At 62.1% G+C, this 26021-nt stretch carries 24 protein-coding genes; 14 read left to right on the top strand and 10 right to left on the bottom strand.

The window, feature by feature from the left end:
- Positions 1 to 15: 15 nt before the first annotated feature.
- From nusB to nrdR, 6 genes are all read right to left on the bottom strand, one after another.
- The gene (gene nusB, locus HKK52_RS24270; protein ID WP_123509921.1) at positions 16 to 516 is read right to left on the bottom strand and encodes a transcription antitermination factor NusB; all 501 of its coding nucleotides are present in this window, start codon (positions 514 to 516) and stop codon (positions 16 to 18) included.
- Positions 513 to 989, bottom strand: a complete 477-nt coding sequence (gene ribH, locus HKK52_RS24265; protein ID WP_003185938.1) for a 6,7-dimethyl-8-ribityllumazine synthase — start codon at positions 987 to 989, stop codon at positions 513 to 515. Before ribH ends, nusB begins: the two co-directional genes overlap by 4 nt.
- Positions 990 to 1080: 91 nt before the next feature.
- Positions 1081 to 2172, bottom strand: coding sequence for a bifunctional 3,4-dihydroxy-2-butanone-4-phosphate synthase/GTP cyclohydrolase II (gene ribBA / locus HKK52_RS24260; RefSeq protein ID WP_123596788.1), 1092 nt, complete (start codon positions 2170 to 2172; stop codon positions 1081 to 1083).
- Positions 2173 to 2188: 16 nt separating this feature from the next.
- Positions 2189 to 2851: a riboflavin synthase gene (locus HKK52_RS24255; RefSeq protein ID WP_054616781.1), complete on the bottom strand. Its 663-nt coding sequence runs from the start codon at positions 2849 to 2851 to the stop codon at positions 2189 to 2191.
- Positions 2852 to 2894: 43 nt separating this feature from the next.
- Entirely contained in the window at positions 2895 to 4028 is a 1134-nt protein-coding gene (gene ribD / locus HKK52_RS24250; protein ID WP_169372874.1) for a bifunctional diaminohydroxyphosphoribosylaminopyrimidine deaminase/5-amino-6-(5-phosphoribosylamino)uracil reductase RibD, read from the bottom strand.
- Positions 4025 to 4489, bottom strand: a complete 465-nt coding sequence (gene nrdR / locus HKK52_RS24245) for a transcriptional regulator NrdR (RefSeq protein WP_003228656.1) — start codon at positions 4487 to 4489, stop codon at positions 4025 to 4027. Before nrdR ends, ribD begins: the two co-directional genes overlap by 4 nt.
- A 117-nt stretch (positions 4490 to 4606) precedes the next feature.
- On the opposite strand from nrdR, the gene HKK52_RS24240 reads away from it, so the two are divergent.
- The 3 genes from HKK52_RS24240 (at position 4607) to trxA (ending at position 6667) form a co-directional block, all read left to right on the top strand.
- On the top strand, positions 4607 to 5071 hold the full coding sequence (locus HKK52_RS24240; RefSeq protein ID WP_169372873.1) for a hypothetical protein: 465 nt from the start codon (positions 4607 to 4609) through the stop codon (positions 5069 to 5071).
- Entirely contained in the window at positions 5068 to 5724 is a 657-nt protein-coding gene (locus HKK52_RS24235) for a class I SAM-dependent methyltransferase (protein ID WP_169372872.1), read from the top strand. Before HKK52_RS24240 ends, HKK52_RS24235 begins: the two co-directional genes overlap by 4 nt.
- Before the next feature lie 70 nt (positions 5725 to 5794).
- On the top strand, positions 5795 to 6667 hold the full coding sequence (gene trxA, locus HKK52_RS24230) for a thioredoxin (RefSeq protein WP_169372871.1): 873 nt from the start codon (positions 5795 to 5797) through the stop codon (positions 6665 to 6667).
- A gap of 70 nt (positions 6668 to 6737) precedes the next feature.
- Here the strand turns inward: trxA and HKK52_RS24225 are convergent, their stop codons facing one another.
- The gene (locus HKK52_RS24225; protein WP_169372870.1) at positions 6738 to 7088 is read right to left on the bottom strand and encodes a hypothetical protein; all 351 of its coding nucleotides are present in this window, start codon (positions 7086 to 7088) and stop codon (positions 6738 to 6740) included.
- 135 nt (positions 7089 to 7223) lie between these two features.
- Here HKK52_RS24225 and HKK52_RS24220 point away from each other — a divergent pair, with 135 nt between their 5' ends.
- The 5 genes from HKK52_RS24220 to HKK52_RS24200 all read left to right on the top strand — a co-directional run bounded on the left by HKK52_RS24220 (position 7224) and on the right by HKK52_RS24200 (position 11377).
- On the top strand, positions 7224 to 7802 hold the full coding sequence (locus HKK52_RS24220) for a DUF2796 domain-containing protein (RefSeq protein ID WP_169372869.1): 579 nt from the start codon (positions 7224 to 7226) through the stop codon (positions 7800 to 7802).
- A gap of 154 nt (positions 7803 to 7956) precedes the next feature.
- On the top strand, positions 7957 to 8667 hold the full coding sequence (locus tag HKK52_RS24215; protein WP_123404426.1) for an ABC transporter ATP-binding protein: 711 nt from the start codon (positions 7957 to 7959) through the stop codon (positions 8665 to 8667).
- A 1-nt stretch (position 8668) separates the two neighbouring features.
- Positions 8669 to 9934 carry an ABC transporter permease gene (locus HKK52_RS24210; protein WP_169372868.1) on the top strand — a complete coding sequence of 422 codons (1266 nt, stop codon included), beginning with the start codon at positions 8669 to 8671 and terminating at the stop codon, positions 9932 to 9934.
- Positions 9935 to 9945: 11 nt separating this feature from the next.
- Positions 9946 to 10458: a DUF3299 domain-containing protein gene (locus HKK52_RS24205; protein ID WP_169372867.1), complete on the top strand. Its 513-nt coding sequence runs from the start codon at positions 9946 to 9948 to the stop codon at positions 10456 to 10458.
- Positions 10459 to 10678: 220 nt separating this feature from the next.
- A complete protein-coding gene (locus tag HKK52_RS24200; protein ID WP_169372866.1) occupies positions 10679 to 11377 on the top strand; it encodes an OmpW/AlkL family protein in 699 nt (232 codons plus the stop codon).
- A 147-nt stretch (positions 11378 to 11524) separates the two neighbouring features.
- Here HKK52_RS24200 and HKK52_RS24195 read toward each other — a convergent pair whose 3' ends face one another.
- On the bottom strand, positions 11525 to 12454 hold the full coding sequence (locus HKK52_RS24195) for an NAD-dependent epimerase/dehydratase family protein (protein ID WP_169372865.1): 930 nt from the start codon (positions 12452 to 12454) through the stop codon (positions 11525 to 11527).
- Complete coding sequence (locus HKK52_RS24190; protein WP_133837495.1) at positions 12447 to 13331, bottom strand: sugar nucleotide-binding protein; 885 nt, start codon at positions 13329 to 13331, stop codon at positions 12447 to 12449. The genes HKK52_RS24195 and HKK52_RS24190 overlap by 8 nt, the downstream gene beginning before the upstream one ends.
- Before the next feature lie 344 nt (positions 13332 to 13675).
- Between HKK52_RS24190 and HKK52_RS24185 the strand changes: the two genes are divergently transcribed.
- The gene (locus tag HKK52_RS24185; RefSeq protein WP_169372864.1) at positions 13676 to 17995 is read left to right on the top strand and encodes a DEAD/DEAH box helicase; all 4320 of its coding nucleotides are present in this window, start codon (positions 13676 to 13678) and stop codon (positions 17993 to 17995) included.
- A gap of 130 nt (positions 17996 to 18125) precedes the next feature.
- On the opposite strand, the gene HKK52_RS24180 is transcribed toward HKK52_RS24185, so the two are convergent.
- Entirely contained in the window at positions 18126 to 20246 is a 2121-nt protein-coding gene (locus tag HKK52_RS24180; protein ID WP_169372863.1) for a mechanosensitive ion channel family protein, read from the bottom strand.
- Positions 20247 to 20516: 270 nt separating this feature from the next.
- Here HKK52_RS24180 and HKK52_RS24175 point away from each other — a divergent pair, with 270 nt between their 5' ends.
- The 5 genes from HKK52_RS24175 (at position 20517) to HKK52_RS24155 (ending at position 25899) form a co-directional block, all read left to right on the top strand.
- Positions 20517 to 21719: an MFS transporter gene (locus tag HKK52_RS24175; protein WP_169372862.1), complete on the top strand. Its 1203-nt coding sequence runs from the start codon at positions 20517 to 20519 to the stop codon at positions 21717 to 21719.
- Positions 21720 to 21916: 197 nt separating this feature from the next.
- On the top strand, positions 21917 to 22843 hold the full coding sequence (locus HKK52_RS24170) for a DUF72 domain-containing protein (protein WP_169372861.1): 927 nt from the start codon (positions 21917 to 21919) through the stop codon (positions 22841 to 22843).
- The gene (locus tag HKK52_RS24165; protein WP_169372860.1) at positions 22840 to 23637 is read left to right on the top strand and encodes an endonuclease/exonuclease/phosphatase family protein; all 798 of its coding nucleotides are present in this window, start codon (positions 22840 to 22842) and stop codon (positions 23635 to 23637) included. The genes HKK52_RS24170 and HKK52_RS24165 overlap by 4 nt, the downstream gene beginning before the upstream one ends.
- Positions 23634 to 24926 (top strand): cardiolipin synthase ClsB, encoded by a 1293-nt coding sequence (gene clsB, locus HKK52_RS24160; RefSeq protein WP_169372859.1) that lies wholly within the window; start codon positions 23634 to 23636, stop codon positions 24924 to 24926. Before HKK52_RS24165 ends, clsB begins: the two co-directional genes overlap by 4 nt.
- Positions 24913 to 25899: a lysylphosphatidylglycerol synthase domain-containing protein gene (locus HKK52_RS24155; RefSeq protein ID WP_169372858.1), complete on the top strand. Its 987-nt coding sequence runs from the start codon at positions 24913 to 24915 to the stop codon at positions 25897 to 25899. The genes clsB and HKK52_RS24155 overlap by 14 nt, the downstream gene beginning before the upstream one ends.
- The last annotated feature ends 122 nt before the right edge of the window (positions 25900 to 26021 follow it).

The raw sequence follows: 26021 nt of genomic DNA, 5'->3' as shown, positions 1-26021 counted from the left end.
AACTACAAGCGCTTATTAGCGCTTGAACGCCTTCACTTCAGCTTCACGCAGACGTGGGGCCAGCTTGTCGAGTACACCGTTGACGAACTTGTGGCCATCGGTGGAACCGAAGACTTTCGCCAGCTCGATACCTTCGTTGATCACAACGCGGTACGGCACGTCGACGCGCTTGAGCAGTTCCCAGGTGGACAGGCGCAAAACCGCCAGTTCAACCGGGTCCAGCTCTTCGATGGTGATGTCCAGGCAGGGCGACAGTGCAGCGTCGATCTCAGGCTTGTGGGCCGGAACGCCGTGCAGGATGTCGTGGAAGTAGGCGGCATCTACATCGCTGAAATCGTTATCGACCCGGAACTGCGCTTCGATCTCGTTCAGCGACTGCTTGGCCATGTGCCATTGGTACAGCGCTTGAGTCGCGAGCTGACGGGCTTCGCGACGCTTGACGCTTTTCGATGGCTTGCCGGCATCCGCAGGCTTTGGATCGCGCGGGTTGAACTGATCGCTGTCGTCGCTAATCACTTGGCCTCCAACTGTGCCAGCAGGCTGACCATTTCCAGGGCGGACAGGGCAGCTTCGGCACCTTTGTTACCGGCCTTGGTGCCGGAACGTTCGATGGCTTGCTCGATGGAATCAACGGTCAGGACGCCGAAAGCGACCGGTACGCCGAACTCCATGGACACTTGGGCCAGGCCCTTGGTGCATTCGCCCGCCACGTATTCGAAGTGCGGAGTACCGCCACGAATGACCGCGCCCAGGGCGATGATTGCCGCGTATTCGCCCTTCTGGGCTACTTTCTGCGCAACCAGCGGGATTTCGAAGGCGCCAGGCGCACGGATGATGGTGATGTCGCTTTCGCTCACGCCATGGCGAACCAGGGCATCAACTGCACCGCTGACCAGGCTTTCAACGACGAAGCTGTTGAAACGGCCTACTACCAAAGCGTAGCGGCCTTTAGGGGCGATGAAGGTACCTTCGATGGTCTTCAGGGTCATTCGTTAGATCTCTTAAAGAGCCGGGACGCGTTTTCTACGCGTCCCTCAGTGATGTGTTAACCGCGAATCAAGGCCCGGAAACAACCGGTCATTATTCGGAGGGCACGTATTCTACAACTTCCAGATCGAAACCGGATATCGCATTAAATTTCATTGGCGCGCTCATCAGGCGCATTTTGCGAACGCCCAGGTCGCGCAGGATCTGCGAACCGGCACCGACGATGCTGTAGGTGGTCGGTTTTTTCGCCGGGACGTGCTCCGCTGTTTCGCGGATGTGCGCCAGCAATACATCGCCATCGAGCGGGTGACCGAGCAACAGCACCACGCCGCTGCCGGCCTCGGCGACCGCGGCCATGGCGGCGCGCAGGCTCCAGCGGCCCGGTTGCTTGACCATCAACAGATCGCGCAATGGGTCCATGTTGTGCACCCGAACCAGGGTCGGCTCTTCGGCGCACACGGTGCCCAGGGTCAGGGCCATGTGCACGTCGCCTTCCACGGAATCACGATAGGTCACCAGGTTGAATTGGCCCAGTTCGCTGTCCAGCGGCTGCTCGGCAATCCGCTGAACGGTACGTTCGTGGATCATCCGGTAGTGAATCAGGTCGGCGATGGTGCCGATCTTGATGTTGTGTTCGGCGGCGAAGGTTTCCAGTTCGGCGCGGCGGGACATGGTGCCGTCGTCGTTCATCACTTCGCAGATCACCCCGCTCGGCTCGAAACCGGCCATGCGCGCCAGGTCGCAAGCGGCTTCGGTGTGGCCGGCGCGAGCGAGGGTGCCGCCTGGTTGGGCCATCAGCGGGAAGATGTGGCCGGGGCTGACGATGTCTTCAGCCTTGGCATCCTTGGCGGCGGCAGCCTGCACAGTGCGGGCGCGGTCGGCGGCGGAGATGCCGGTGGTCACGCCGGTGGTGGCTTCGATCGACACGGTGAACTTGGTGCCGAAACCGGAACCGTTGCGCGGCGCCATCAGCGGCAGCTTCAACAGTTCGCAGCGCTCGCGGCTCATCGGCATGCAGATCAGGCCACGGGCGTGCTTGGCCATGAAGTTGATGTGTTCCGGCTGGCAGCACTCGGCGGCCATGATCAGGTCGCCTTCGTTCTCGCGGTCTTCGTCATCCATGAGGATGACCATCTTGCCTTGGCGGATGTCTTCAACCAGTTCTTCGATGCTATTGAGCGCCACAAGGCACCCCCTTGAGTCAGGATTTGAGGTAGCCGTTGGCGGCCAGAAAGCTTTCGGTGATGTTTCCAGAAGTTGGCTCTGCGGCCTTATCGCCCAACAACAGGCGCTCCAGATAACGTGCCAGCAAGTCCACTTCCAGATTCACCCGGCGACCTGGCTGGTAAGACGCCATGATGGTTTCGCTCAGGGTGTGGGGAATGATCGTCAGCAAGAACTCGGCGCCATCGACTGCGTTCACGGTCAGGCTGGTGCCATCGACGGTGATCGAGCCTTTATGGGCGATGTACTTGGCGAGGTCTTTCGGCGCGCGGATGCGGAATTCCACCGCGCGAGCATTCTCGGTGCGGGCAACCACTTCACCCACGCCATCGACATGGCCGCTGACCAGGTGCCCGCCGAGGCGAGTGGTCGGGGTCAGGGCTTTTTCCAGGTTGACCGGGCTGCCGCTTTTCAGATCGTTCATGGCGGTGCAGTCGAGGGTTTCGCGACTGACGTCCGCTGCAAAGCCGTTGCCTGGCAGCTCAACCGCGGTCAGGCACACGCCGTTGACCGCGATGCTGTCGCCCAGTTTGACGTCGCTCAGGTCGAGCTTGCCGGTTTCTACGTAGACCCGCACATCTCCGCCTTTTGGGGTCAATGCACGAATACTGCCGATGGATTCGATGATGCCGGTAAACATGGAGTCCTCCTCGAGAACAGGCCGTCTTGGCTCAGGCCGGGAATTATACGCTCGCGGCTGGCGAAGGAATGGCAGTGACTCGCCAGTCATCGCCAACCGCGCGAATTTCGGTGATTTTCAGCTCGGGCGCGTCTTTCATTTGCGCCAGCGGCCAGTCGAGCAACGGGCGGGCCGAGGAGCCAAGGAATTTGCCGGCGATGAAGATCTGGAACTCATCCACCAGGCCTAGCTGGGCAAACGCCCCAGCCAGACGCGGACCGGCTTCGACCAACACTTCGTTGACCCCACGGTTGGCCAGTTCGACCAGCAGTTTGCGCAGGTCCACCAAGCCATCGTCGCCAGCCACGATCAGGCATTCCGGGCCGTTGGCGTATTGCTCTTCGATGGCCATGCAGGTGGCGACCAGCACCGGGCCAGCCTTGAAGAATGGGGCATCCAGCGGCACGCGCAAGCGGCCGTCGATCAGTACGCGCAGCGGTGGACGGCTCATGGCCAGCGCGGTTTGCTCGGCGTCCAGACCCAGTTCGGCGGCACGCACGGTCAAACGGGCGTTGTCGGCCAGCACCGTATCGGCGCCGGTCAGCACCACGCTGGCCTGGGCGCGCAGGCGTTGCACCGCCGAGCGTGCGGCCGGGCCGGTGATCCATTGGCTTTCGCCGCTTTCCATCGCCGTGCGACCGTCCAGGCTCATGGCCAACTTGACTCGCACGAACGGCAAGCCGTGTTCCATGCGTTTCAGGAAGCCTTCGTTGAGCTTGCGCGCCTCGCCTTCCAGGACGCCGCTTTCGATGGCGATACCGGCCTGGGCGAGGCGCTGCATGCCGCGACCGGCCACCGACGGGTTCGGGTCCTGCATGGCTGCCACTACACGGGCGAGGCCGGCATTCACCAGCGCATCGGCACAGGGCGGCGTGCGGCCGTGGTGGCTGCACGGTTCGAGGGTCACGTAAGCCGTGGCGCCTCGGGCCTTGTCGCCAGCGTCGCGCAGGGCATGGACTTCGGCGTGGGGTTCGCCGGTGCGCACATGCCAGCCTTCGCCGACGATCTGCCCGTCCTTGACGATCACGCAGCCTACCCGCGGGTTGGGGTGGGTCGTGTAGTGACCTTTGCGCGCCAATTCCAGCGCGCGGGCCATGTAATGGGCGTCGAGGATGGCTTGCTCTGCGGCTGTGGTCATTCTTTCACCGGCTCTCGGGCCAGGCGATCGATCTCTTCGCGGAACTCGTTGAGGTCCTGGAAGCGCCGATACACGGAGGCGAAACGAATGTAGGCGACTTCGTCGAGCTTTTGCAGCTCGGCCATCACCAGTTCACCGACCACGAGGGATTTGACCTCACGCTCGCCGGTGGCACGCAGTTTGTGTTTGATGTGCACCAGCGACGATTCGAGGCGCTCGACACTCACCGGGCGCTTCTCCAGCGCCCGCTGCATGCCGGCGCGGAGTTTTTCTTCGTCGAACGGCTGGCGGCTGCCGTCGGTTTTGATCAGGCGCGGCAACACCAGTTCGGCAGTCTCGAACGTCGTGAAACGCTCGCCGCAGGCCAGGCATTCACGCCGGCGGCGCACCTGTTCGCCCTCGGCGACCAGTCGCGAGTCGATGACCTTGGTGTCGTTGGCACCGCAGAAGGGACAGTGCATGGTGGCAGGCAACAAAAAAAGGGAGGGCCATGGTAGCGCATCCCCGTGGCAAGACAAGCCATAGGGTTTGCGGTATACAGACGAGCTATTATGGATTTCATGTTGCTGGAGCCAAAAATGTCGTTACGACCGCTCGTCCTGCTCAGTATTTTAAGCCTGCTGGTAGCCTGCAGCAGCGATGCGCCCAAGCCTCAGCCGCCGACCCCGGGCCCCGCGCCACAAGCGGCGCAGAAGAAAGCCAAGGAATCGGCCGCCCTCGGCCCGCTGCCGGCGTATCAACGTGAACTGAGTGGCACCCTGCAAGGCGTGCCGGCCGGCGCCGAAGTGGAACTGGCGCTGCTGGTGATCGACGACAAGTCTCGCCCGCAACAGTTGTTGGCCAGTTCCAGCCTGATCGGCACCAATCAGATTCTGCCGTTCCACCTGCGTTTCAACCCGGAATCCTTCCCGGTCGGCGCCCGTGTTGAACTGCGTGGCCGCGCCAGCCAGTCCGGCCAACTGATTTTGCACCTGCCGTCGCAGACCATCACCCAGCCGACGACCCAAGCGTTGGGCCAGCTGCAATTCGTCAAAGCCCCATGATTGCACCGCTCGACCTGCAACAGGCATTAGACGAACTGCTCGGCGACGCGCAACTCGTCGCCTGCCCATTACCGGATACTGACCTGAAGCTCTGGCTGATCGACGGCGACAATATGGACCGCGCCTTCAGCCAGGAAGAAACCCGCCGAATCCTGCATGAGCCGCCCTATTGGAGTTTCTGCTGGGCCAGTGGCCTGGCAGTGGCGCGGTATCTCGTTGAATTTCCCGAGTGGGTCAAAGGCAAGCGGGTACTGGATTTTGGCGCCGGGTCTGGCGTTGCAGGGATTGCAGCGGTAAAGGCCGGGGCGCTGGAAGTGGTGGCCTGCGACCTGGATCCGCTGGCGATTGCCGCGTGTCGGGCGAATGCCGAACTCAACAATGTACAGCTCAACTATTCGACGGATTTCTTTGCCGAGGCGGATCGCTTTGATCTGATTCTCGTCGCCGACGTGCTGTATGACCGGGCGAATCTGCCGCTGCTCGATGAGTTTTTGAGTCGTGGGCGGGAAGCGCTGGTCGCGGATTCGCGGGTGCGGGATTTTCGTCATCCGTTGTATCGCCGCATCGAGATGCTGGAGGCGATGACCTTGCCCGATCTGGCCGAGCCGGAAGAGTTTCGACATGTGAGTCTTTACCACGCCTCCCGCCCCTGATCGTTCCTTCTTCCGGCGACACCCCGCCAAGCCTTATAGTGGCCTCATTCACGCTTCCAAGAGATCCCCCATGAGTCAGGAAACGCCGTACATCTTCGACGCCACGACTGCCGATTTCGACCAGTCGGTGATCGAGAACTCTTTTCACAAACCGGTGCTGGTGGATTTCTGGGCCGAATGGTGTGCGCCGTGCAAGGCCTTGATGCCGATGCTGCAAACCATCGCCGAGAGCTATCAGGGCGAGTTGTTGCTGGCCAAGGTCAATTGCGACGTCGAGCCGGACATCGTCTCGCGCTTCGGCATTCGCAGCCTGCCGACCGTGGTGCTGTTCAAGGACGGTCAACCGGTGGACGGGTTTGCCGGTGCGCAACCGGAATCCGCGGTGCGCGCGATGCTTGAGCCGCATGTGCAGATGCCGCCGCCAGCCGCCGCCGATCCTTTCGAACAGGCTCAGGCGCTGTTCGATGACAACCGTTTTGCCGACGCCGAAGCCATCCTCAAAGTGCTGCTGGGCGAAGACAACACCAACGCGAAAGCGCTGATCCTGTACGCCCGCTGCCTGACTGAACGTGGCGAACTGGGCGAAGCGCAAACCGTGCTCGACGCGGTCAAGACCGACGATCACAAGGCTGCCCTGGCTGGCGCCAAGGCGCAGATCCAGTTCCTCGGTCAGGCCAAGGATTTGCCGGATGCCGCCGATTTGAAGGCGCGCCTGGCGAAAGATCCGCAGGATGATGAAGCGGTGTATCAACTGGCGATTCAGCAACTGGCGCGCCAACAGTACGAACCGGCGCTGGATTCGTTGCTCAAGCTGTTCATCCGCAACCGCAGCTACAGCGAAGGCTTGCCGCACAAGACTTTGCTGCAGGTGTTCGAACTGTTGGGCAATGATCACCCGCTGGTGACCACGTACCGGCGCAAGTTGTTTGCTGCGTTGTACTAAGTAACCTTGTAGGAGCAAGGCTTGCCCGCGATGGCGTCCGTAAGATCGCCAACGCGAGCAAGCTTTGCTCCTACGAGGGTTCAACCCAGCTGTACAGCGGCGTATCCCCGCCGCTCACCACTTTTACATCCGCACAATGGCGCAGGCGCACCAACAGGCGTTTACCCGACGCCGCGCTGCCGGTCAGCCCTTCCAACTGCTCAAGCAAATCCGGCCCGCTCAATTGCCCGGCCTTGCGCAGCAAGTCCTTGGCGATCTGCCACAGCGCGTCATCCTGGTTCAGCGGTTTGGCCGCCGGGGCGCTGACTTCCTCGGTTTTACTGACCTGCAACTGCGCGCCGAGCCGCGCCCAATCGCCGTCGTCCATCTCCAGGGTCAAATCCACCGGCCAGTCGCCGATGCTTCCGCGTATTCGCAACATAAGTCCGCTCCTGCACATTTCTGACCTGCATGCTCCCATGGGTCTTGTGTAACGCCAAGCGGGCGGTCAAACTCTCCGCACTTTCGTTATAAGATTACATAACAAACCTTTCACTTTACTTCCCGGAGACCCGCCATGCGTCGTCTGCTGCTCGCTCTGCCGTTTGCCCTGTTGCCGCTGGCCGCTGCCTTTGCGGCCAATGAACCTGAACACGGCAGCCTTGGCGCCCACGAACATGGCGTCGGTCGCTTGAACGCGGCGCTGGACGGCCAGACTCTGGAGCTGGAACTGGAAAGCCCGGCGATGAACCTGGTGGGCTTCGAACACGCCGCCACCAGCGACACCGACAAGGCCAAAGTTGCCGCCGTCCGGACGAAGCTGGAAAACCCGCTGGTGCTGTTTGCCCTGCCAAAAGCCGCCGGCTGCAAAGTCGCGACTCAGGAACTGGAAAGCCCGCTGTTCGGTGACAAGCCAGACGCCGACGATGATCACGACGAAGCGGTCAAGGACGGTCATGAGCATCACCACGACCACAGCGAAATCCACGCCCGCTACCAATTCAGCTGCGCGGCACCCGGTGCGCTGAAAACCCTGGACCTGTCGAACATCTTCAATACCTTCCCGGCGACCCAGAAGATTCAGGTGCAACTGATCAGCCCAAGCGGCCAGCAAGGCGTTGAAGTGACGGCCAAGGCGGCCTCCCTGAAATTCTGATCAACCCCCAATCCCGTAGGAGCGAGGCTTGCCCGCGAAGGCGATCTGTCAGTCGACATCTCAGTTGAATGTGATGGCCTCTTCGCGGGCAAGCCTCGCTCCTACAGGGATCGGGGTTGTTGGTGCAATCAAGACTACCCATGAAATCGGCGCCATGACCCAAGCACTCATCGAACTGTCCGACCTGGGCTTCAGTTGGCCCGGTCACCCGCCGCTGCTGGATATCCCGGCGTTTCGCCTGGAACCCGGTGAAACCCTGTTCCTCAAGGGTCCCAGCGGCAGTGGCAAGACCACCCTGCTCGGCCTGCTCGGCGGTGTGCAGAAGCCTGATCGCGGCAGTATCCGTCTGCTCGGCCAGGAACTGACCGAACTCGGTGCCGGCGCTCGCGACCGTTTCCGCGTCGATCACACCGGCTATATCTTCCAGCAGTTCAACTTGCTGCCGTTCCTCTCGGTACGCGAGAACGTCGAGTTGCCCTGTCACTTCTCCAAATTGCGCGCCGAACGGGCGAAACAGCGCCACGGCAGCGTTGATCAGGCCGCCGCCACTCTGCTCGCGCACTTGGGCTTGAAGGATGAAAGCATCCTCAGCCGCCGCGCCGATTCGCTGTCCATCGGCCAGCAACAACGGGTTGCCGCCGCCCGCGCGTTGATCGGTCAACCGGAACTGGTGATCGCCGACGAACCGACCTCGGCCCTGGATTACGACGCTCGCGAGAACTTCATTCGACTGCTGTTCGCCGAATGCCGCGAAGCCGGGTCGAGCCTGTTGTTCGTCAGCCATGACCAGAGCCTCGCGCCGCTGTTCGACCGCAACCTGTCGCTGGCCGAGCTCAATCGCGCCGCCACCCCGTTCGAGGTCTGAGATGTATTTGTTTCGTCTAGCCCTGGCCAGCCTGGCTAACCGCCGCTTCACCGCGATCCTCACCGCGTTCGCCATTGCCCTGTCGGTGTGTCTGCTTTTAGCCGTTGAACGCGTACGCACCGAAGCCAAGGCCAGTTTCGCCAGCACCATCAGCGGCACCGACCTGATCGTCGGCGCCCGGTCCGGTTCGGTGAACCTGTTGCTGTACTCGGTGTTCCGCATCGGCAACGCCACCAACAACATCCGTTGGGACAGCTTCGAACACTTCGCCAACAACCCGAAAGTGAAGTGGGCGATCCCGATGTCCCTCGGCGACTCCCATCGCGGCTACCGCGTGATGGGCACCACCGAGGCCTACTTCGAGCATTACCAGTACGGTCATCAACAACACCTGGAACTGGCCGACGGCCGTGCCTTCGCCACCGACCCGTTCGAAGTGGTGCTCGGTGCCGAAGTGGCGGATGCGTTGCATTACAAACTCGGCGACAAACTGGTACTGGCCCACGGCGTGGCGGTGATCAGCCTGGTCAAGCACGACGACAAACCGTTCACCGTGGTTGGCATCTTGAAACGCACCGGCACCCCGGTGGACCGCACGTTGCACATCAGCCTCGGCGGCATGGAAGCGATCCACATCGACTGGCACAACGGCGTGCCGGCGCAGGGCAAAGGCCGGATCAGCGCCGATCAGGCGCGCAACATGGACCTGACGCCGCAAGCGATCACCGCGTTCATGCTTGGCCTCAACAGCAAGATTTCCACCTTCGCGGTGCAACGCGAGATCAACGAATTCCGTGGCGAACCGATGCTGGCGATCCTGCCGGGCGTGGCGTTGCAAGAGCTGTGGAGTTTGATGAGCACGGCGGAAAAAGCCTTGTTCGTGGTCTCGCTGTTCGTGGTGTTGACCGGGTTGATCGGCATGCTCACGGCGATTCTCACCAGCCTCAATGAACGACGGCGCGAGATGGCGATCCTGCGTTCGGTGGGCGCGCGGCCGTGGCACATCGCGACGTTGTTGGTGCTGGAAGCCTTTGCCTTGGCGCTGTCCGGGGTTATCGCTGGTGTGGCGTTGCTGTATGTGTGCATCGCCGCCGCCCAGGGTTATGTGCAGGCGAATTACGGTTTGTACCTGCCGCTGGCCTGGCCGAGCGAATATGAATGGACGCTGCTCGGTGGCATTCTGATCGCCGCGCTGCTGATGGGCAGCGTGCCGGCCTGGCGCGCGTATCGCCAATCATTGGCCGATGGCCTGTCGATCCGTTTATGAGGACGTTGAAGATGCCCCGCGCTCTGCTCGCGCTGTTGATACTGGTCGCCCTGCCGCTGTGGGCGGCCGAACCCGCGGATTTGACCTGGTCGGAAATGATCCCGCCGGACGCCCCGGCAGAAGTGCCGAACATGACGCCGCTGCACGACCTGTCGCAGATGAGCAGCGCCCTTGAATCGGCCCCGGCCGCCAAGCAGGACCTGCCCAACGCACCGGTGGTGAAAAGCCTCGACGGCAAGAACATCCGCTTGCCGGGCTACATCGTGCCGCTGGAAGTGAGTGAAGAAGGTCGCACCACGGAGTTTCTGCTGGTGCCGTATTTTGGCGCCTGCATTCATGTCCCGCCACCGCCGTCGAACCAGATCGTGCATGTGAAAAGCGAAGTCGGCGTGAAGCTGGATGAGTTGTATCAACCGTACTGGATCGAGGGGGCTTTGCAGGTTAAAGCGTCCAGCAGCGAATTGGCGGATGCCGGGTATCAGATGGAAGCGGACAAGATTTATGTGTATGAATTGCCGGAGTAAATCCGGGGGTTCGTTGTTGTTGGTGAGGACGCCTTCGCGGGCAAGCCTCGCTCCCACGGATTGCGAAACCTCGTAGGAGCAAGGCTTGCCCGCGAAGGGGCCGGCAAAGGTTCCACAAAAACCCACCCCATCACTGTTTCATTGAGCTGAATCAAAAGACCGTATCAGATGGCTCTTTACCATTGGACATCAAACATTTTTAACGTCCTTTGGAGCCCCCATGAACAAGTCCTTGCTCAGCGCCTCGCTGTTTGCCCTCGCGCTCGCAGCCCCGCTCGCCCACGCCCACGAAGCCGGCGACATCATCGTTCGCGCCGGTGCGATCACCGTCAACCCGAAGGCTGACAGCTCCAGCGTCAAGGTCGATCAAGGCCCGCTGGCGGGTGCCGACCTGGGTGGCAAGGCGACCATGAGCAGCGACACGCAACTGGGTCTGAACTTCGCCTACATGATCGACAGCCACTGGGGGATCGAGCTGCTCGCGGCCTCGCCGTTCGAGCATGACGTGAAGATCAAAGGCACCGCCCTGGGCGCGGCCAACGGCAAACTCGGCACCCTGAAACACTTGCCGCCGACCCTCAGCGTCGTGTACTACCCGCTCGACGCCAAGTCCGCGTTCCAGCCGTATGTCGGTGCCGGCATCAACTACACCTGGATCTACGACGAACACGTCGGCAGCGAAGCCCAAGCCAACGGCTTCAGCAACTTCAAGGCGAAAAACTCCTGGGGCATGGCGTTCCAGCTCGGCGCCGACTACATGATCACCGACAACATCATGCTCAACGCCCAGGTGCGCTACATCGACATCGACACCCGCGCCACCGTGGAAAACAACGCCGTGGCACCGGGCACTCGGGCCAAGGTCAATGTGGACGTGGATCCGTTTATTTACATGGTTGGCCTGGGCTACAAGTTCTAAATCCCACGCACAAAAAAAGGCGCCTGAACAGGCGCCTTGATCGTTCTCACGCTCCGCGTGGGAATGCAGCCCGGGACGCTCCGCGTCCCATCCAAAGCCGAACGCGGAGCGTCCGTTGAGGCATTCCCACGCAGAGCGTGGGTACGATCAGCGCCCCAGCAACCGCGCCAAACCAACGCTCATCGGCGTTTGCTCAGGGTAGGTAAACCGCTCCAGCAAGCGCCGGTTGTTCGCCCGCGAATGGCGGATATCACCGGACCGCGCCGGGCCGTAGCTCACTGGCGGCAATTCACCGACCACTTGTGCCAACGCTTCGAGCATCTGCTTGAGGGTCGTCGCCTGATTCCAGCCAACATTCACTGCGCCGACTTCGACCTGCGGCTTCTCGATTGCCTGCACCAGCAAATCCACCAGATCCTCGACGTAGACAAAATCCCGCGTCTGCTCGCCGTCACCAAACACGGTGATCGGCAAACCTTTCTGCGCGCGTTCGCTGAAGATGCTGATGACCCCGGAGTACGGCGAGGATGGATCCTGGCGCGGGCCGAAGATGTTGAAGAAGCGGAACACCACCGGCTCCAGGCCATGCTGGCGGCGGTAGAAATCGAAGTAGTATTCGCTGGCCAGTTTGTCTGACGCATAAGGCGTCAGCGGTGCCTTGGCGGTGTCTTCGTCAATCGACTCGCCTTCGCCGTTGTTGCCGTAAACCGCCGCGCTGGAGGCAAACAGCACCCGTTTGACGCCAACCTGGCGCATGGCTTCGCAGACATTCAAGGTTCCGATGAAGTTGCTTTGGTGGGTCTTCACCGGATCGTCCACCGACGCCTGCACCGACGCCACGGCCGCCAGGTGCGCGACGGCGCTGCAACCGATCATCGAACGGGCGACCAGTGCCGCATCGGCGACATCGCCGACAATCAGCTCGACCTTGGGGTTGTCCAGCGGCAGGTTGCTGCGTTTGCCGGTGGACAGGTCATCGAGGATGCGCACCGCGTGGCCCTTGGCGAGCAAGGCGTCGGTGAGGTGCGAACCGATGAAACCGGCGCCGCCGGTGATTAAAACTGGGCCGTCAGCCATGGCGATAGAACCTATCCAGTAAGCCCGGGAGCGCCGCGCGCCAGGCGCGAGGCTTGATCCCGAAGGTGTGCAGAATTTTCTTGCAGGCCAGCACCGCGTGTTGCGGCTCTTCGGCAGCGTCGGGCCGCGCGGCGTGGGCCTGGGCGGTCGGTGCTTCGATGGCCAGCTCGTGCAGGTTGCGTGCTTCGGTAATGATCGCCTGCCCCAGCGCCAGCGGCGTAGTCGCCTCATGTCCGGCGTAATGATAGGTGCCCCACAGCGGTGCCGCACAATCGAGTTGCTTGAGCACCGAAATGATCACCCGGGCCGCGTCGTCCACCGGCGTCGGGTTGCCCCGGCGGTCGTCGGCCATCAGCAATTCTTCAGGTGTTTCGGCCCGGGCGAGGAAGCGCCCGAGGGTGCCATCGGCGCTGTCATCGAGCAGCCAGCCGAAACGCAACAGCACATGTTGCGGGCAGGTGGCGCGCACGCTTTGCTCGATTCGCCACAGCGCCTGACCGCGCAGGCCCAGGGGCACCGGCTCGTCTTTTTCGCTGTAGGCCGTAGCGCGCGAGCCGTCGAATACGCGATAGCTCGAGGGTTGCAGCAGCACGATGTTGTGGTGCTGGCACAGTTCGGCCAGACGCTCGACCGCGCGCTCCTGCCCGGCCAGACGCTGCTCGCTGACGGTCTCCGCCTGGAACCAGTCGAAGTAGTAGGCGAGGTTGATCAGCGCGTCCGGGCGGGTGTCGTCGAGCAGTTGCGTCAGGCTCGCGGCATCCCAGCCGTCTTGTGGTGGGCGGGGGGCGAGGAAGCCGATGTCTTCCTCCGCACCGAGGCGAATCAGCGCCTGCCCAAGGGCATTTCCGCCGCCCAATAACATAAGGCGCATTCGCATAGAGTCAGCAGGCCCAGTCTGATTGGAACAATGGCTTAATCGACAGCGCCCGCAGGCAATGCCGTCGATAGTTGCCGGAATCGTTGCATTTTGCGGGTTTAGTGCGCAACCGTCATCCGTAAAGTGTAGATCCATGGCTTGACCGCGCCCTGTGGCGAGGGAGCTTGCTCCCGCTGGGCTGCGAAGCAGCCCTAAAACCTGCCTCCCTATTCATCCTGACACACCTAGCCGCCTGATTTTACGACTGCTTCGCAGCCGAGCGGGAGCAAGCTTCCTCGCCACAGGGGTGGGGATAACCCCAGCGGTACTTGCATCTTCCCCACCCCGCCCGCATAAATTACCCCATGAACCTGCCCATCCCCGCAGACAGCGCCCTGGCCGGCTTCCATCCTGCCGTCAGTGCCTGGTTCAGCCATACCTTCCCGACGGTGACTGCCGCCCAGGCCCGGGCGTGGCCGTTGATTCGTCAGCGCCGCTCGACGCTGATCGCCGCGCCTACCGGTTCCGGCAAGACCCTCACGGCATTCCTCGCAGTCCTTGATGATCTTTTCCACCAAGGCCTGGAGAACGGCGGTCATTTGCCCGACGAAACCCTGGTGGTCTACGTTTCGCCGCTCAAAGCCCTGTCCAACGACATCCAGATCAACCTGCAAAACCCGCTGGCCGGGATCACCGAGCAATTGCGCGTCATGGGCCTGCCCGAATTGCAGATCAACACCGCCGTGCGCACCGGCGATACCCCGCAAAAAGACCGTTCGACGATGCGCAAGACTGCGCCGCACATTCTGGTGACCACCCCGGAATCCCTTTATGTGCTGCTCGGTTCCGACTCCGGGCGAAAAATGCTCGGCACCACGCGCACGGTGATCGTCGATGAAATCCACGCCATTGCGGCCAGCAAACGCGGCAGCCATTTGGCCTTGAGTCTTGAGCGTTTGCAGGCGCTGTGCCCGGAGCCTTTGATGCGCATCGGCCTGTCCGCCACGCAAAAACCTATCGAAGCGGTGTCGCGCTTCCTCGTCGGTCGAGATCGCCCCTGTGAAATTATCGACATCGGCCACGCCCGCCCCCGCGACCTGGACATCGAAGTACCACCCGTGCCGCTTTCGGCAGTGATGGCTAACGACGTCTGGGAACTGGTCTACGACCGCCTCGCCGTCCTCGCCCGTGAACACCGCACCACGCTGATTTTCGTCAACACCCGGCGTTTGGCCGAACGCCTGAGTCGGCATCTGAGCGAACGCCTGGGTAAAGAAGCCGTCGCCGCGCACCACGGCAGCCTGGCCAAGGAATTTCGCCTCGACGCCGAACAGCGGCTCAAGCGCGGCGAGCTGCAAGTATTGATTGCCACGGCGTCCCTGGAATTGGGCATCGATATCGGCGATGTCGATCTGGTCTGTCAGATAGCCTCGCCCCGCTCGATTGCCGGTTTCCTGCAACGGGTCGGCCGTTCCGGACACCAGGTTGGCGGCACGCCCAAGGGTCGCTTGTTCGCCACCACCCGTGACGACTTGATCGAATGCACCGCGCTGCTCGATTGCGTGCGCCGGGGCGAACTCGACACCTTGTTGATCCCCGAGGCGCCGCTGGACGTGCTGGCCCAGCAAATCATCGCCGAAGTCAGTTGCCAGGAATGGCAGGAACAAGCGCTGCTGGAACTGTTCCGCCAGGCTTCGCCTTACGCCAACCTCGACGAAAAACACTATCAGGCGCTGCTGCAAATGCTCGCCGAGGGCTACAACGGTCGCCAGGGCATCCGTAGCGCCTATCTGCATCGCGACGCCGTAAGCCGCACCCTGCGCGGTCGTCGCGGCGCCAAGCTGACCGCCGTGACCAGCGGCGGGACGATTCCGGACAACGCCGACTACAGCGTGTTGCTGGAACCCCAAGGGCTGAACATCGGCAGCGTCAACGAAGACTTTGCGGTGGAAAGCATTGCCGGGGATATCTTCCAGCTCGGCAACACGTCGTACCGAATCCTGCGGGTCGACACCGGCAAGGTCCGGGTCGAGGACGCCCAGGGTCAGCCGCCGACCATTCCGTTCTGGCTCGGCGAAGCGCCGGGACGTAGCGCGGAACTGTCGTTCGCCGTGGCGCGTCTGCAAGCACAACTGGATGAACTGCTCGGCGCCACACCCGGCAATTTGCAGCCTGCCATTGACTGGCTGACCGACACCCTCGGCCTGAACCTCGCCAGCGCCGAGCAACTGGTGGATTACCTGGCCCGTGCACGGCTGACCCTCGGTGCCTTGCCGTCTCAAGACACGCTGCTGATGGAGCGGTTTTTCGACGAGTCCGGCGGCACGCAATTGATCATTCACACACCGTTCGGCAGCCGCATCAACCGCGCCTGGGGCCTGGCCCTGCGCAAGCGCTTTTGCCGCACCTTCAACTTCGAATTGCAGGCCGCCGCCAGTGAAGACGCGATCGTGCTGTCGCTGTCCACCAGCCACAGCTTTGAACTGGATGACGTCTGGCGTTACCTGCACAGCAACAGCGCCGAGCACCTGCTGATTCAAGCGGTGCTCGAAGCGCCGCTGTTCGGCGTGCGCTGGCGCTGGAATGCCGGCGTCGCCCTGGCGCTGCCGCGTTACACCGGCGGGCGCAAAGTCGCGCCGCAGATCCAGCGCATGAAGAGCGAAGACCTGATCGCCAGCGTGTTCCCCGATCAGATTGCCTGCGTGGAAAACCTCGCTGGCGAACGGGAAGTGCCGGAGCATCCGCTGATTGAACAAACCCTCGACGATTGCCTGCACGAAGCCATGGACACCGAAGGCTGGCTCGCCTTGTTGCGGCGCATGGAGAATGGCGACGTTCGACTGATCAGCCGCGACCTGCCAGCACCCTCGCCGCTCGCAGCGGAAATCCTCAGCGCCCGGCCCTACACCTTTCTCGACGATGCACCGCTGGAAGAACGCCGCACCCAAGCAGTGCTTAACCGACGCTGGACCGATCCGCAATCCACCGACGACCTCGGCGCGCTGGATGCCGAGGCGATCCAAGCGGTGCGCGACGAAGCCTGGCCCGCGCCCACGAACGTCGATGAAATGCATGAGGCGTTGATGAACCTGGCGTGCATTTCCGACGCTGAGGCGCAGGCTAATCCGCATTGGTTGGAATGGCTGAATGCGTTAGCCGAAAGCGGCCGCGCCAGCCGCTTACAGATCAACCCCGATCAATCACTGTGGCTGGCACTGGAACGGCTGACCTGCCTGCAAGCGATTTATCCACAGACGATTTTGCAGCCCGCGTTGGAGGCGCTGCCCGGTTTCGATGAAGCCTGGGAATCCGATGAAGCGGTGCTGGAAGTGATTCGCGCACGATTCAGTGCGTTTGGCCCGTTGCCGCTGAAGGCGATTGCCGAGCCGCTGGGCTTACCGGCGACTGAAGTCGTGCAAGTCCTGGCGCAACTGGAGCGTGAAGGTTATGTGCTGCGCGGGCAGTTCACGCCGGGCATTGATCAGGACGAATGGTGCGAGCGGCATCTGCTGGCGCGGATTCATCGCTACACGGTCAAGCGTCTGCGCCGGGAAATCGAGCCGGTGGCGTTGCAGGATTTCATGCGCTTCCTGTTCGACTGGCAGCACCTGTCCCCGGCAACCCAAGGCCAGGGCAGCGCGGTGTTGCCGTCGATTGTCAGTCAATTCGAAGGCTACCCCGCCGCGGCTTCGGCATGGGACAGCAACCTCCTGCCGGCGCGGCTCAAGGACTATTCGGCGAGTTGGCTGGATGACCTGTGCCGCAGCGGCAAACTGGTGTGGACGCGCCTGACCGCGCGCAACAAAAGCACGAGCACGGCGCTGCGCAGTACGCCGATTGTGCTGTTGCCGCGTAGCCAGGTTGGCTTGTGGAGTGGTTTGACCGAGCAAACGCCGGTCAGCGAACTGTCGCCGAAGACGCAAAAAGTCTTCGAGGCCCTGAGCCAACACGGTGCGTTGTTTTTCGATGAGCTGATTCACGAAGCGCACCTGCTGCGCACGGAACTGGAAATCGCCTTGCAGGAACTGGTGGGCGCCGGGTTGGTGAACGCCGACAGCTTCGCCGGGCTGCGCGCGCTGATCACACCCGCGAGCAAACGCCAGCAACGCAGCAGCCGTCGCGGGCGCGGGGCGTTTGTCGGCGGCATGGACGATGCCGGACGCTGGGCCTTGCTGCGCCGTGGACCGCCGCCGGCGGTTGTGGATAACAAACGCCCGGCGCCCACGCCCGCCGAAACCCTGGAACACATCGCCATGACCTTGCTGCGCCGCTACGGCGTGGTGTTCTGGCGGTTGCTGGAGCGTGAGGCGGACTGGCTGCCGAGTTGGCGCGAGTTACTGCGCACGTTTCATCGTTTGGAGGCGCGCGGGGAGATTCGGGGCGGGCGGTTTGTCAGTGGTTTGGCCGGTGAACAATTTGCGCTGCCCGAGGCGATTCCGCTGCTGCGGGAAGTGCGGCGCCGACCCCATGACGGGAGTCTGGTGGCGGTGTGTGGGGTGGATCCGCTGAACCTGGCCGGGACGTTGCTGCCGGGGGCGAAAGTGCCGGCGCTGGCGAGTAATCGGTTGGTGTATCGGGATGGGCTTCCGGCTGCTGCGCAGATTGCCGGCAAATCGGTTTTTTGGGTGAAACTGGATCAGCAAGCCAATGCTGAAATTCGTCAGAAACTGATCCAACACCGATAACCAGACGCCGCGAACCTGTGGCGAGGGAGCTTGCTCCCGTTGGACTGCGCAGCAGTCCCCCTGCCCTTAAAGCGAGGGCCGCTTCGCAGCCCAGCGGGAGCAAGCTCCCTCGCCACAGGGGGGGGTGGGGTTATTGGGTACGCGGCTGATCCGGCAGCAACACCGCCGAATGCTCCGGCACCGGCCCCTCCTCTTCCGCTTCCACAACGCCATGCCTGGGCATCAAAACCTGCTGTGGATAAGTCTGCGCGAAATGCACCCATGGGCTGTTATCCACAAGCTTTTTCAGCCGCTGGTTAAACGCCCGACTTACCGCATATTGCCCACCCGACACGGTGCGGAACTGCGCCGTCAGCACCACGCCGTTGAGGTCCATCTTGTCGACGCCGAAGACGTCGAGCGGCCCTTGCAGGTTGTACTTGAGGAACGCATCGTCGCGGATCGAATCCCCCGCCTCGCGGATCAGCTCGATGGCCTTGTCCACATCGGTGTCGTAGGTGAACTGCACCGAGAAGAACGCATAGGCAAATTGCCGCGATTGATTGGTCACGGCCTTGATCTGCCCGAACGGCACCGAGTGCACGAAACCCTTGCCGTCGCGCAGGCGTAAGGTGCGGATGGTCAGGCCTTCGACCGTACCGGCGTGGCCGGAGTCGAGCACCACCCAGTCGCCGATCGACAGGGTGTCTTCGATGATGATGAACAGCCCGGTGATCACATCCTGCACCAACTGCTGGGACCCGAAACCGATGGCCAGACCGACCACCCCGGCACCGGCCAGCAGCGGTGCGACGTTGATCCCCAGATTGGCCATGGTGGTGATCGCGCAAATCACCACCAGGATGATTTTGATCGCGTTGCGCAGCAGCGGCAGGATGGTTTTGACCCGGGTACTCGGCTGGCGCGCCGAGCGTTTGCTGACCGGGGGTTTCAACGCTTCCTGAATCGCCGTGTCGAGCACCACCCACAGCAGCCAGGTCACGAGGAAGATCAAACCGATGCTGCTCAGCGAATTGCTGATCGCGCGTCCCACCGAATTCTGCTCGGCGAACTCGAATAGCGAAATGCCCCAGATCCGTCCGAGGATTTCGATGAACGCCACGGCCATGACGATGCGCAATAAGGCGTGCAGCAAGCTGAGAAAGCGATCCTTGTAGGCGCTGCTGCGCTGGAGCCTTTCGACTTTTCGCGATTTGAACAGGTGCTGGAAAATCGTGCTCAGGAACACCGTAGCGATCAGCAGGATCGTGGTGAACAACGCGCAACGCAGGGCTTTTTGATTGTCCTCGCCGACGCCGATCAGGTTGATCGCCGAGACCATCACCATCAACAGGATCGGCCAGTACCAGAGCCCGGAAAAGATCCGCAGGGATTCTTGCAGCGAAGGTTGCTTGAGGCGCTGGGTCAAGGGGCGGTTGCGGATCAGATGCGCCACCGGCCGGCGCAGACGGATGACCAGGTAACCGAAGATGATCGAGGCAAACAGTCCGGTGAATACCGCGACGCTGCTGGTGATATTGCCCCCCAGTTGCCGGGCGATCTGCGGGCTGGTCAAGGCATCGCTGAGCGCTGCGAGGAAGCCGATCAGAAACAGCGGCTTGGGGCAGTAGTCACGGATGATCTGCACCGCCGGGCGCTTGTGGCCGGTGTTGAACATGACAATCACGCAGAGCAGCATCGAGGTCGAGAAAATGCCGCTGCTGGTGGCGTAGGCGAAACACAGCGCCAGCGCCCTCCCCGCCGAGGCTTGCAGGAAATGGCTGACGTAGAGGGTCAGTGGCAGGCTGGCGATCGCCGGCAGTGTGTACGGCATCAGATAACCGAGCAGGTCCTGACTGCGTTGGCGGGTGCTTAGCCAACGGCCCAGGATCAGGCGTTTGGCCGCCAGACCACCGAGCACCGTGAGCAAAGCAAAAGTGCCGAGCCAGACGCCGGACAGCATCAGGAAATCGCCAGTCACACTCCAGCCGGAACGCGCCGAGGGCTGGTTGACCAGTTTGTCGACTTCATCGGCCGCCCGATCCGCCCGCAGGCGCCAGGCGTCCACCAGATTTTCGTTGAGGTCGAGTTTGTCCTGCACGTCGTCGATGCTGGAACTGATCGCCCCGAGCAAGCCGCCCTGGACCAGCGGCTCGGGTTTCGCGGCCTCCTCGGTTGCGGCGGGAACACCCGGCAGCGTCACGGCTTCCAGCTCGCTACTGCCTAGAATCAGCAACGCCCCCAGTAGTATCGCGGTCTTGAACTTGAGCAAAACGCGGAGCTCCTTGCGAAGGGTCTGTAAGGAACTGATCGGCAAATGCCCGGCAAGTTCGGTTTTGGGCGCGAGATAACTCCACAACCTGATGGTTCCGACGCTCTGCGTCCGCATTGGGACGCGGAGCGTTCCAGGCTGCATTCCCACACAGAGCGCGGGAACGATCTTTGCGCACAGATCAAATATCAAATGCCCATCCCTGTATTTTTCCACACGCCCCAAACCCCGACACTGCGCTCCATCAAATAACCCACCGGAGTTGCAGTCATGCCCATTGCCTTGCTCGCGCTGACCCTCAGCGCCTTCGCCATCGGGACGACCGAGTTCGTCATCGTTGGCCTGTTACCCACCATCGGCGCCGACCTCGGGGTCAGTCTGCCGTCCGCCGGTCTGCTGGTCAGCCTCTACGCCCTGGGCGTGGCCATCGGCGCGCCGGTGCTGACCGCCCTCACCGGCAAAGTCCCGCGCAAATTACTCCTGTTGTCGCTGATGGTGCTGTTCACCCTCGGCAACCTGCTGGCCTGGAAAGCCCCTAGTTATGAGTCACTGATCATCGCGCGGATCGTCACCGGCCTGGCCCACGGGGTGTTTTTCTCGATTGGTTCGACCATCGCCACCAGCCTGGTGCCGAAGGAAAAAGCCGCCAGCGCGATTGCGATCATGTTTACCGGCCTGACCGTGGCGCTGGTCACCGGCGTGCCGTTGGGGACCTTCATCGGCCAGCATTTCGGCTGGCGTGAAACCTTCCTCGCCGTGTCGGCGCTGGGTGTGATCGCCTTTATCGGCAGCCTGATCTACGTGCCGAAAAACATCGCCCACAGCAAACCCGCGTCGCTGTTGCAGCAATTGCAGGTGCTCAAACAACCGCGTTTGCTGCTGGTGTACGCCATGACCGCAGTGGGTTACGGCGGCTCGTTCATCGCCTTCACCTTCCTGGCCCCGATTCTTCAGGACATCTCCGGCTTCAGCGCCAGCACCGTCAGCCTGGTGTTGCTGGTGTACGGCCTCTCGGTGGCGGTCGGGAATATCTGGGGCGGCAAACTGGCGGACAAACGCGGCCCGATCAGTGCCCTGAAAATCATCTTCGCCCTGCTCGCTGCGGTGTTGTTCGTGCTGACCTTCACCGCCGGCAATCCATGGCTGGCCCTGGCCACCGTGCTGGTCTGGGGTGCAGTGGCGTTCGGCAACGTGCCGGGGTTGCAGGTTTATGTGGTGCGTCAGGCCGAGCATCACACCCCGCAGGCGGTGGACGTGGCGTCGGGGCTCAACATCGCAGCGTTTAACCTCGGGATTGCCGGCGGCGCATGGGGCGGCGGGTTGATCGTCGCGCACATGGGACTGATTCACACGGCGTGGATTGGCGGGCTGGTGGTGTTGGTGGCCCTGGCGTTGACGATGTGGAGTGGTCGACTTGACCGTCTCGGGCCGGTGTATGCCGAGTCTTCAACGCGGGTCGTTGCCGGTCACTGATCGCTTCTGTAGGAGCATGGCTTGCCCGCGATGACGGCAGTACATCCAACAGCGATGTGACCGATCAACCGCTATCGCGAGCAAGCTTTGCTCCTACGGGGGTGACTTGTAGTGTGTTTACCGTCCGTAGCCCCGTCGAAACTTTCTCGTTTGCCCGACAGTCATCAAAAGATGGAGGGCATTCGACGGGAGGACACATGGCGGCGATTCATATCGGTATTTCCGGCTGGCGCTACACACCGTGGCGCGGGGGATTCTATCCAAAAGGCCTGACCCAGAAGCGCGAATTGCAGTTCGCCTCGCGGGCGGTCAACAGCATCGAAATCAATGGATCGTTCTACGCCTTGCAACGGCCAGAACGCTATCTGCAGTGGTACGACGAAACCCCGCCGGGCTTTGTTTTCAGCGTCAAAGCCCCGCGTTTTATCACTCATATCAAGCGCCTGCGGGACATCCACAAACCCATGGCGAATTTCTTTGCCTCCGGGGTGCTGGAGCTCAAGGACAAACTCGGCCCGATCCTCTGGCAATTCCCGCCCAGCTTCAAATTCGACGCCGAACTGTTTGAACACTTCCTCGAACAACTGCCCCATAACACCGAACAGGCCGCCGCCCTCGCCCGTCAACACGACGCCCATGTGAACGGCCACGCCAGCCTGAAGGCCCACGGCAAAAAACCGTTGCGCCACGCCGTGGAAATTCGTCACGAGAGCTTCGTCGACCCGGCCTTCACCCGTCTGCTGCGGCGCTACAACACCGCTCTGGTGATCGCCGACACCGCCGGCAAATGGCCGTACCGCGAAGACCTCACCAGCGATTTCGTCTACCTGCGCCTGCACGGTGCCGAAGAACTCTACGCCAGCGGCTACACGCCCCAGGCGCTGAAACGCTGGGGCGACCGGATCGAGGCGTGGAACCATGGCCAACAATCGACCGACCCGCAATTGATCGCGCCACGACAAAGACCCAAAGTGCGCAAGTCCCGAGAAGTGTTCTGCTATTTCGATAACGACATCAAGGTCCGCGCGCCCTTCGACGCCCGCAGCCTGTTGGAGCGTTTCGATCTGGACAAGGACCTCGCCACCCGCCCCGGCGAGCCCGCCGCCGAAGGAGTGCTGCCATGAGCATTTCCGAACCGGTCGGCACCACTGACGAGCAGCAAACCATCGTCACCGCGGTGCGCCGCTTTACCGTGCTGACGGTCAACACCCACAAGGGTTTCACCGCGCTCAACCGGCGCTTCATCCTGCCCGAACTGCGCGAAGCGGTGCGCAGTGTCTCCGCTGACGTGGTGTTTTTGCAGGAAGTCCACGGCACCCACGAGCAGCATCCCCAGCGCTACAGCAATTGGCCGACAATGCCGCAATACGAGTTCCTCGCCGACACCCTGTGGCCGCAGTTCGCCTATGGACGCAACGCGGTGTACCCGGCAGGCGATCATGGCAATGCGTTGCTGTCGAAATTCCAGATCATCCGCCACGACAACCTCGACGTGTCCATCAGCGGCCACGAGAACCGCGGCATCCTGCATTGCGTGCTGCGCCTGCCGGGTGACGGCCAGGAAGTGCACGCGATTTGCGTCCACCTCGGCCTGCGGGAAACCCATCGCACGGAACAACTGAAGTTGCTGGCCGAACGCCTGGAAGGCTTGCCGAGCGATGCGCCGGTGATCCTCGCCGGCGACTTCAACGATTGGCGCCAGCGTGCCGATGCGCTGCTCAAACCCTGTGGTTTGCGCGAGGTGTTCGCCGAACACCACGGCAAACCGGCGCGCAGTTTTCCGGCGCGCTGGCCGGCGCTGCGCCTGGACCGCATCTACGTGCGCAACCTCAAGGCCAGCCGTCCGCAGGTATTGGCGGCGCGGCCCTGGTCACACCTTTCCGACCATGCACCGCTGTCGGTGGAGATCGAGCTATGAGCAGCCCACCGATGGAGAAAACCACCGTGGAACAAATTGCCGTGCCCCCGATGGGCGAGCCCGCAGCGGTGGACGTCGAATATGCCTGGCAAGGCAACAACCGCGTCGAGCTGCTGGAAAACGGTGAAGCCTATTTCCCTCGGGTGTTCGAGGCCATGCGCCAGGCCAGGACGGAAATCCTCCTGGAAACCTTCATCGTGTTTGAAGACAAGGTCGGCAATGAGCTGCAGCAAGTGCTCATCGAAGCGGCGCAAAGAGGCGTGCGCGTCACGGCCAGCCTCGACGGTTTCGGTTGTGGCGAGCTGACCACCGCCTATCTCGCCGCCCTGAACGAGGCCGGCGTGCACATTCAAATGTTCGACCCGGCGCCCAAGCATCTGGGGATCCGCACCAACTGGTTCCGGCGCCTGCACCGCAAGATCGTGGTGGTCGACGGCACGATTGCGTTCCTCGGCGGGATCAACTTTTCCGCCGACCATCTGGCCGACTTCGGCCCCGAGGCCAAGCAGGATTACTCGGTTGAAGTGCAGGGTCCCGCGGTGGCTGACATTCATCACTTCGCGCTCCTGCAAAGCGGTCGTCCGGCCCGGGCCAAATACTGGTGGCAGCGCCGCCGGCAACGACGTTCGGAACTGGCGTTCAGCGACCATGACGGCCAGGTGCGGCTGGTGTACCGCGACAACGGCGACCATCGCACCGACATCGAGGAGGTTTACCGGCAAGTACTGCGCAGCGCTCAGCGCCGGGTGGTGATTGCCAACGCCTACTTCTTTCCCGGTTATCGCCTGCTGCGCGAGATCCGCAACGCGGCGCGCCGTGGCGTGGAGGTGCGGCTGATCCTGCAAGGCCAGCCGGACATGCTGGTGGCCAAGCTCGCGGCGCGCATGACCTATGACTATTTGCTCAAGGCCGGGGTGCAGATCTACGAATATTGCGACCGCCCGCTGCACGGCAAAGTGGCGCTGGTGGACGAGGACTGGAGCACCGTCGGGTCGAGCAACCTCGATCCTTTGAGCCTGTCGATGAACCTGGAAGCCAACGTATTGATCCGCGACCGAGCCTTCAACCATGAGTTGTTCGAACGCCTGGAAGAGTTGAGTAACCACCACTGCAAGGCCATGTCCCCGGACAAGGCGCCGCGCGGGCGGGTCTGGCACATGACCGTCGGCTTCCTGGTGTTCCACTTCCTGCGACATTTTCCGGCGTGGGCCGGTTGGTTGCCGGCGCACAAGCCGCGCCTGAAACCTTTCATTCATCCGGCCGGGAGCGACCACCATGAGCCACTCTGACGCCCCCTCCGCCACCCATGCCGACAGCCCGGCTAAATCACGTTGGAGCCGCTGGAAAAAACCGCTGACGATGCTGTTTTTCCTGGCGCTGATTGTGCTGTTCTCGATGCTGGCCCAGCGCATCGAATGGAACGAAGTATTCGACACCCTGGCCGATTTCAAGGTGCGCACATTGAACATTGCCTCGGCGATAACGCTGGTGAGCTTTCTGGTCTACGCCTGTTTCGATCTGATCGGTCGCACCTACATCCGCCAGGACCTGACCTGGAAGCAGATCCTGCCGGTGGGGATCATCAGCTACGCCTTCAACCTCAACCTGAGCGCCTGGGTTGGCGGTATCGCCATGCGTTATCGGCTTTATTCACGGCTTGGCGTGAGCAAAAGCAACATCGCGAAAATCCTCGGCCTGAGCCTGGCGACGAATTGGTTTGGCTACATGGTGATTGCCGGCGCCATTTTCAGCAGCGGCCTGGTGCGCATGCCACCGGGCTGGAAGCTGAGCAGCGATGCGTTGCAAGGCGTCGGCGTGCTGTTGCTGGTGGTGAGCGCGGGGTATCTGGCGGCGTGCCGGTTTTCCAAACGTCGGGAATGGGCGATTCGCGGGGTGGAAATCGACTTGCCGTCGCTGCGCATGGCGGTGCTGCAACTGGCGCTCGGGGCGTTGAACTGGTCGTTGATGGCAGCGGTGATTTTCACTCTGCTGCCAAGCAAGCTCGACTATCCGCTGGTGCTGGGGGTGTTGTTGATCAGTGCGATTGCCGGGGTCATCACCCACATTCCGGCGGGGCTTGGGGTGCTGGAGGCGGTGTTCGTGGCACTGCTGCAACATGAGGCATCGCGGGGCAGCCTGGTGGCGGGGTTGCTGGCGTATCGGGCGATTTATTTCATCTTGCCGTTGTTGATTGCGTTGGTGATGTATCTGGTGGTGGAGGCGAAGGCCAAGTCATTGCGGATTGCGAAGAAACCTTCTTGAGATTAGCGGTGATGCGGAGGACGCCTTCGCGGGCAAGCGTCGCTCCTACGGGGCTCGTGTTGAATGGCGATTTCGCGAACGACACATCACCTGTAGGAGCGAGGCTTGCCCGCGAATGATCT

The organism is Pseudomonas sp. ADAK2, assembly GCF_012935755.1.
Classification (GTDB): domain Bacteria; phylum Pseudomonadota; class Gammaproteobacteria; order Pseudomonadales; family Pseudomonadaceae; genus Aquipseudomonas.
Note: the sequence above shows the minus strand (reverse complement) of the source record. Positions and strands in the feature narration are given on the sequence as shown.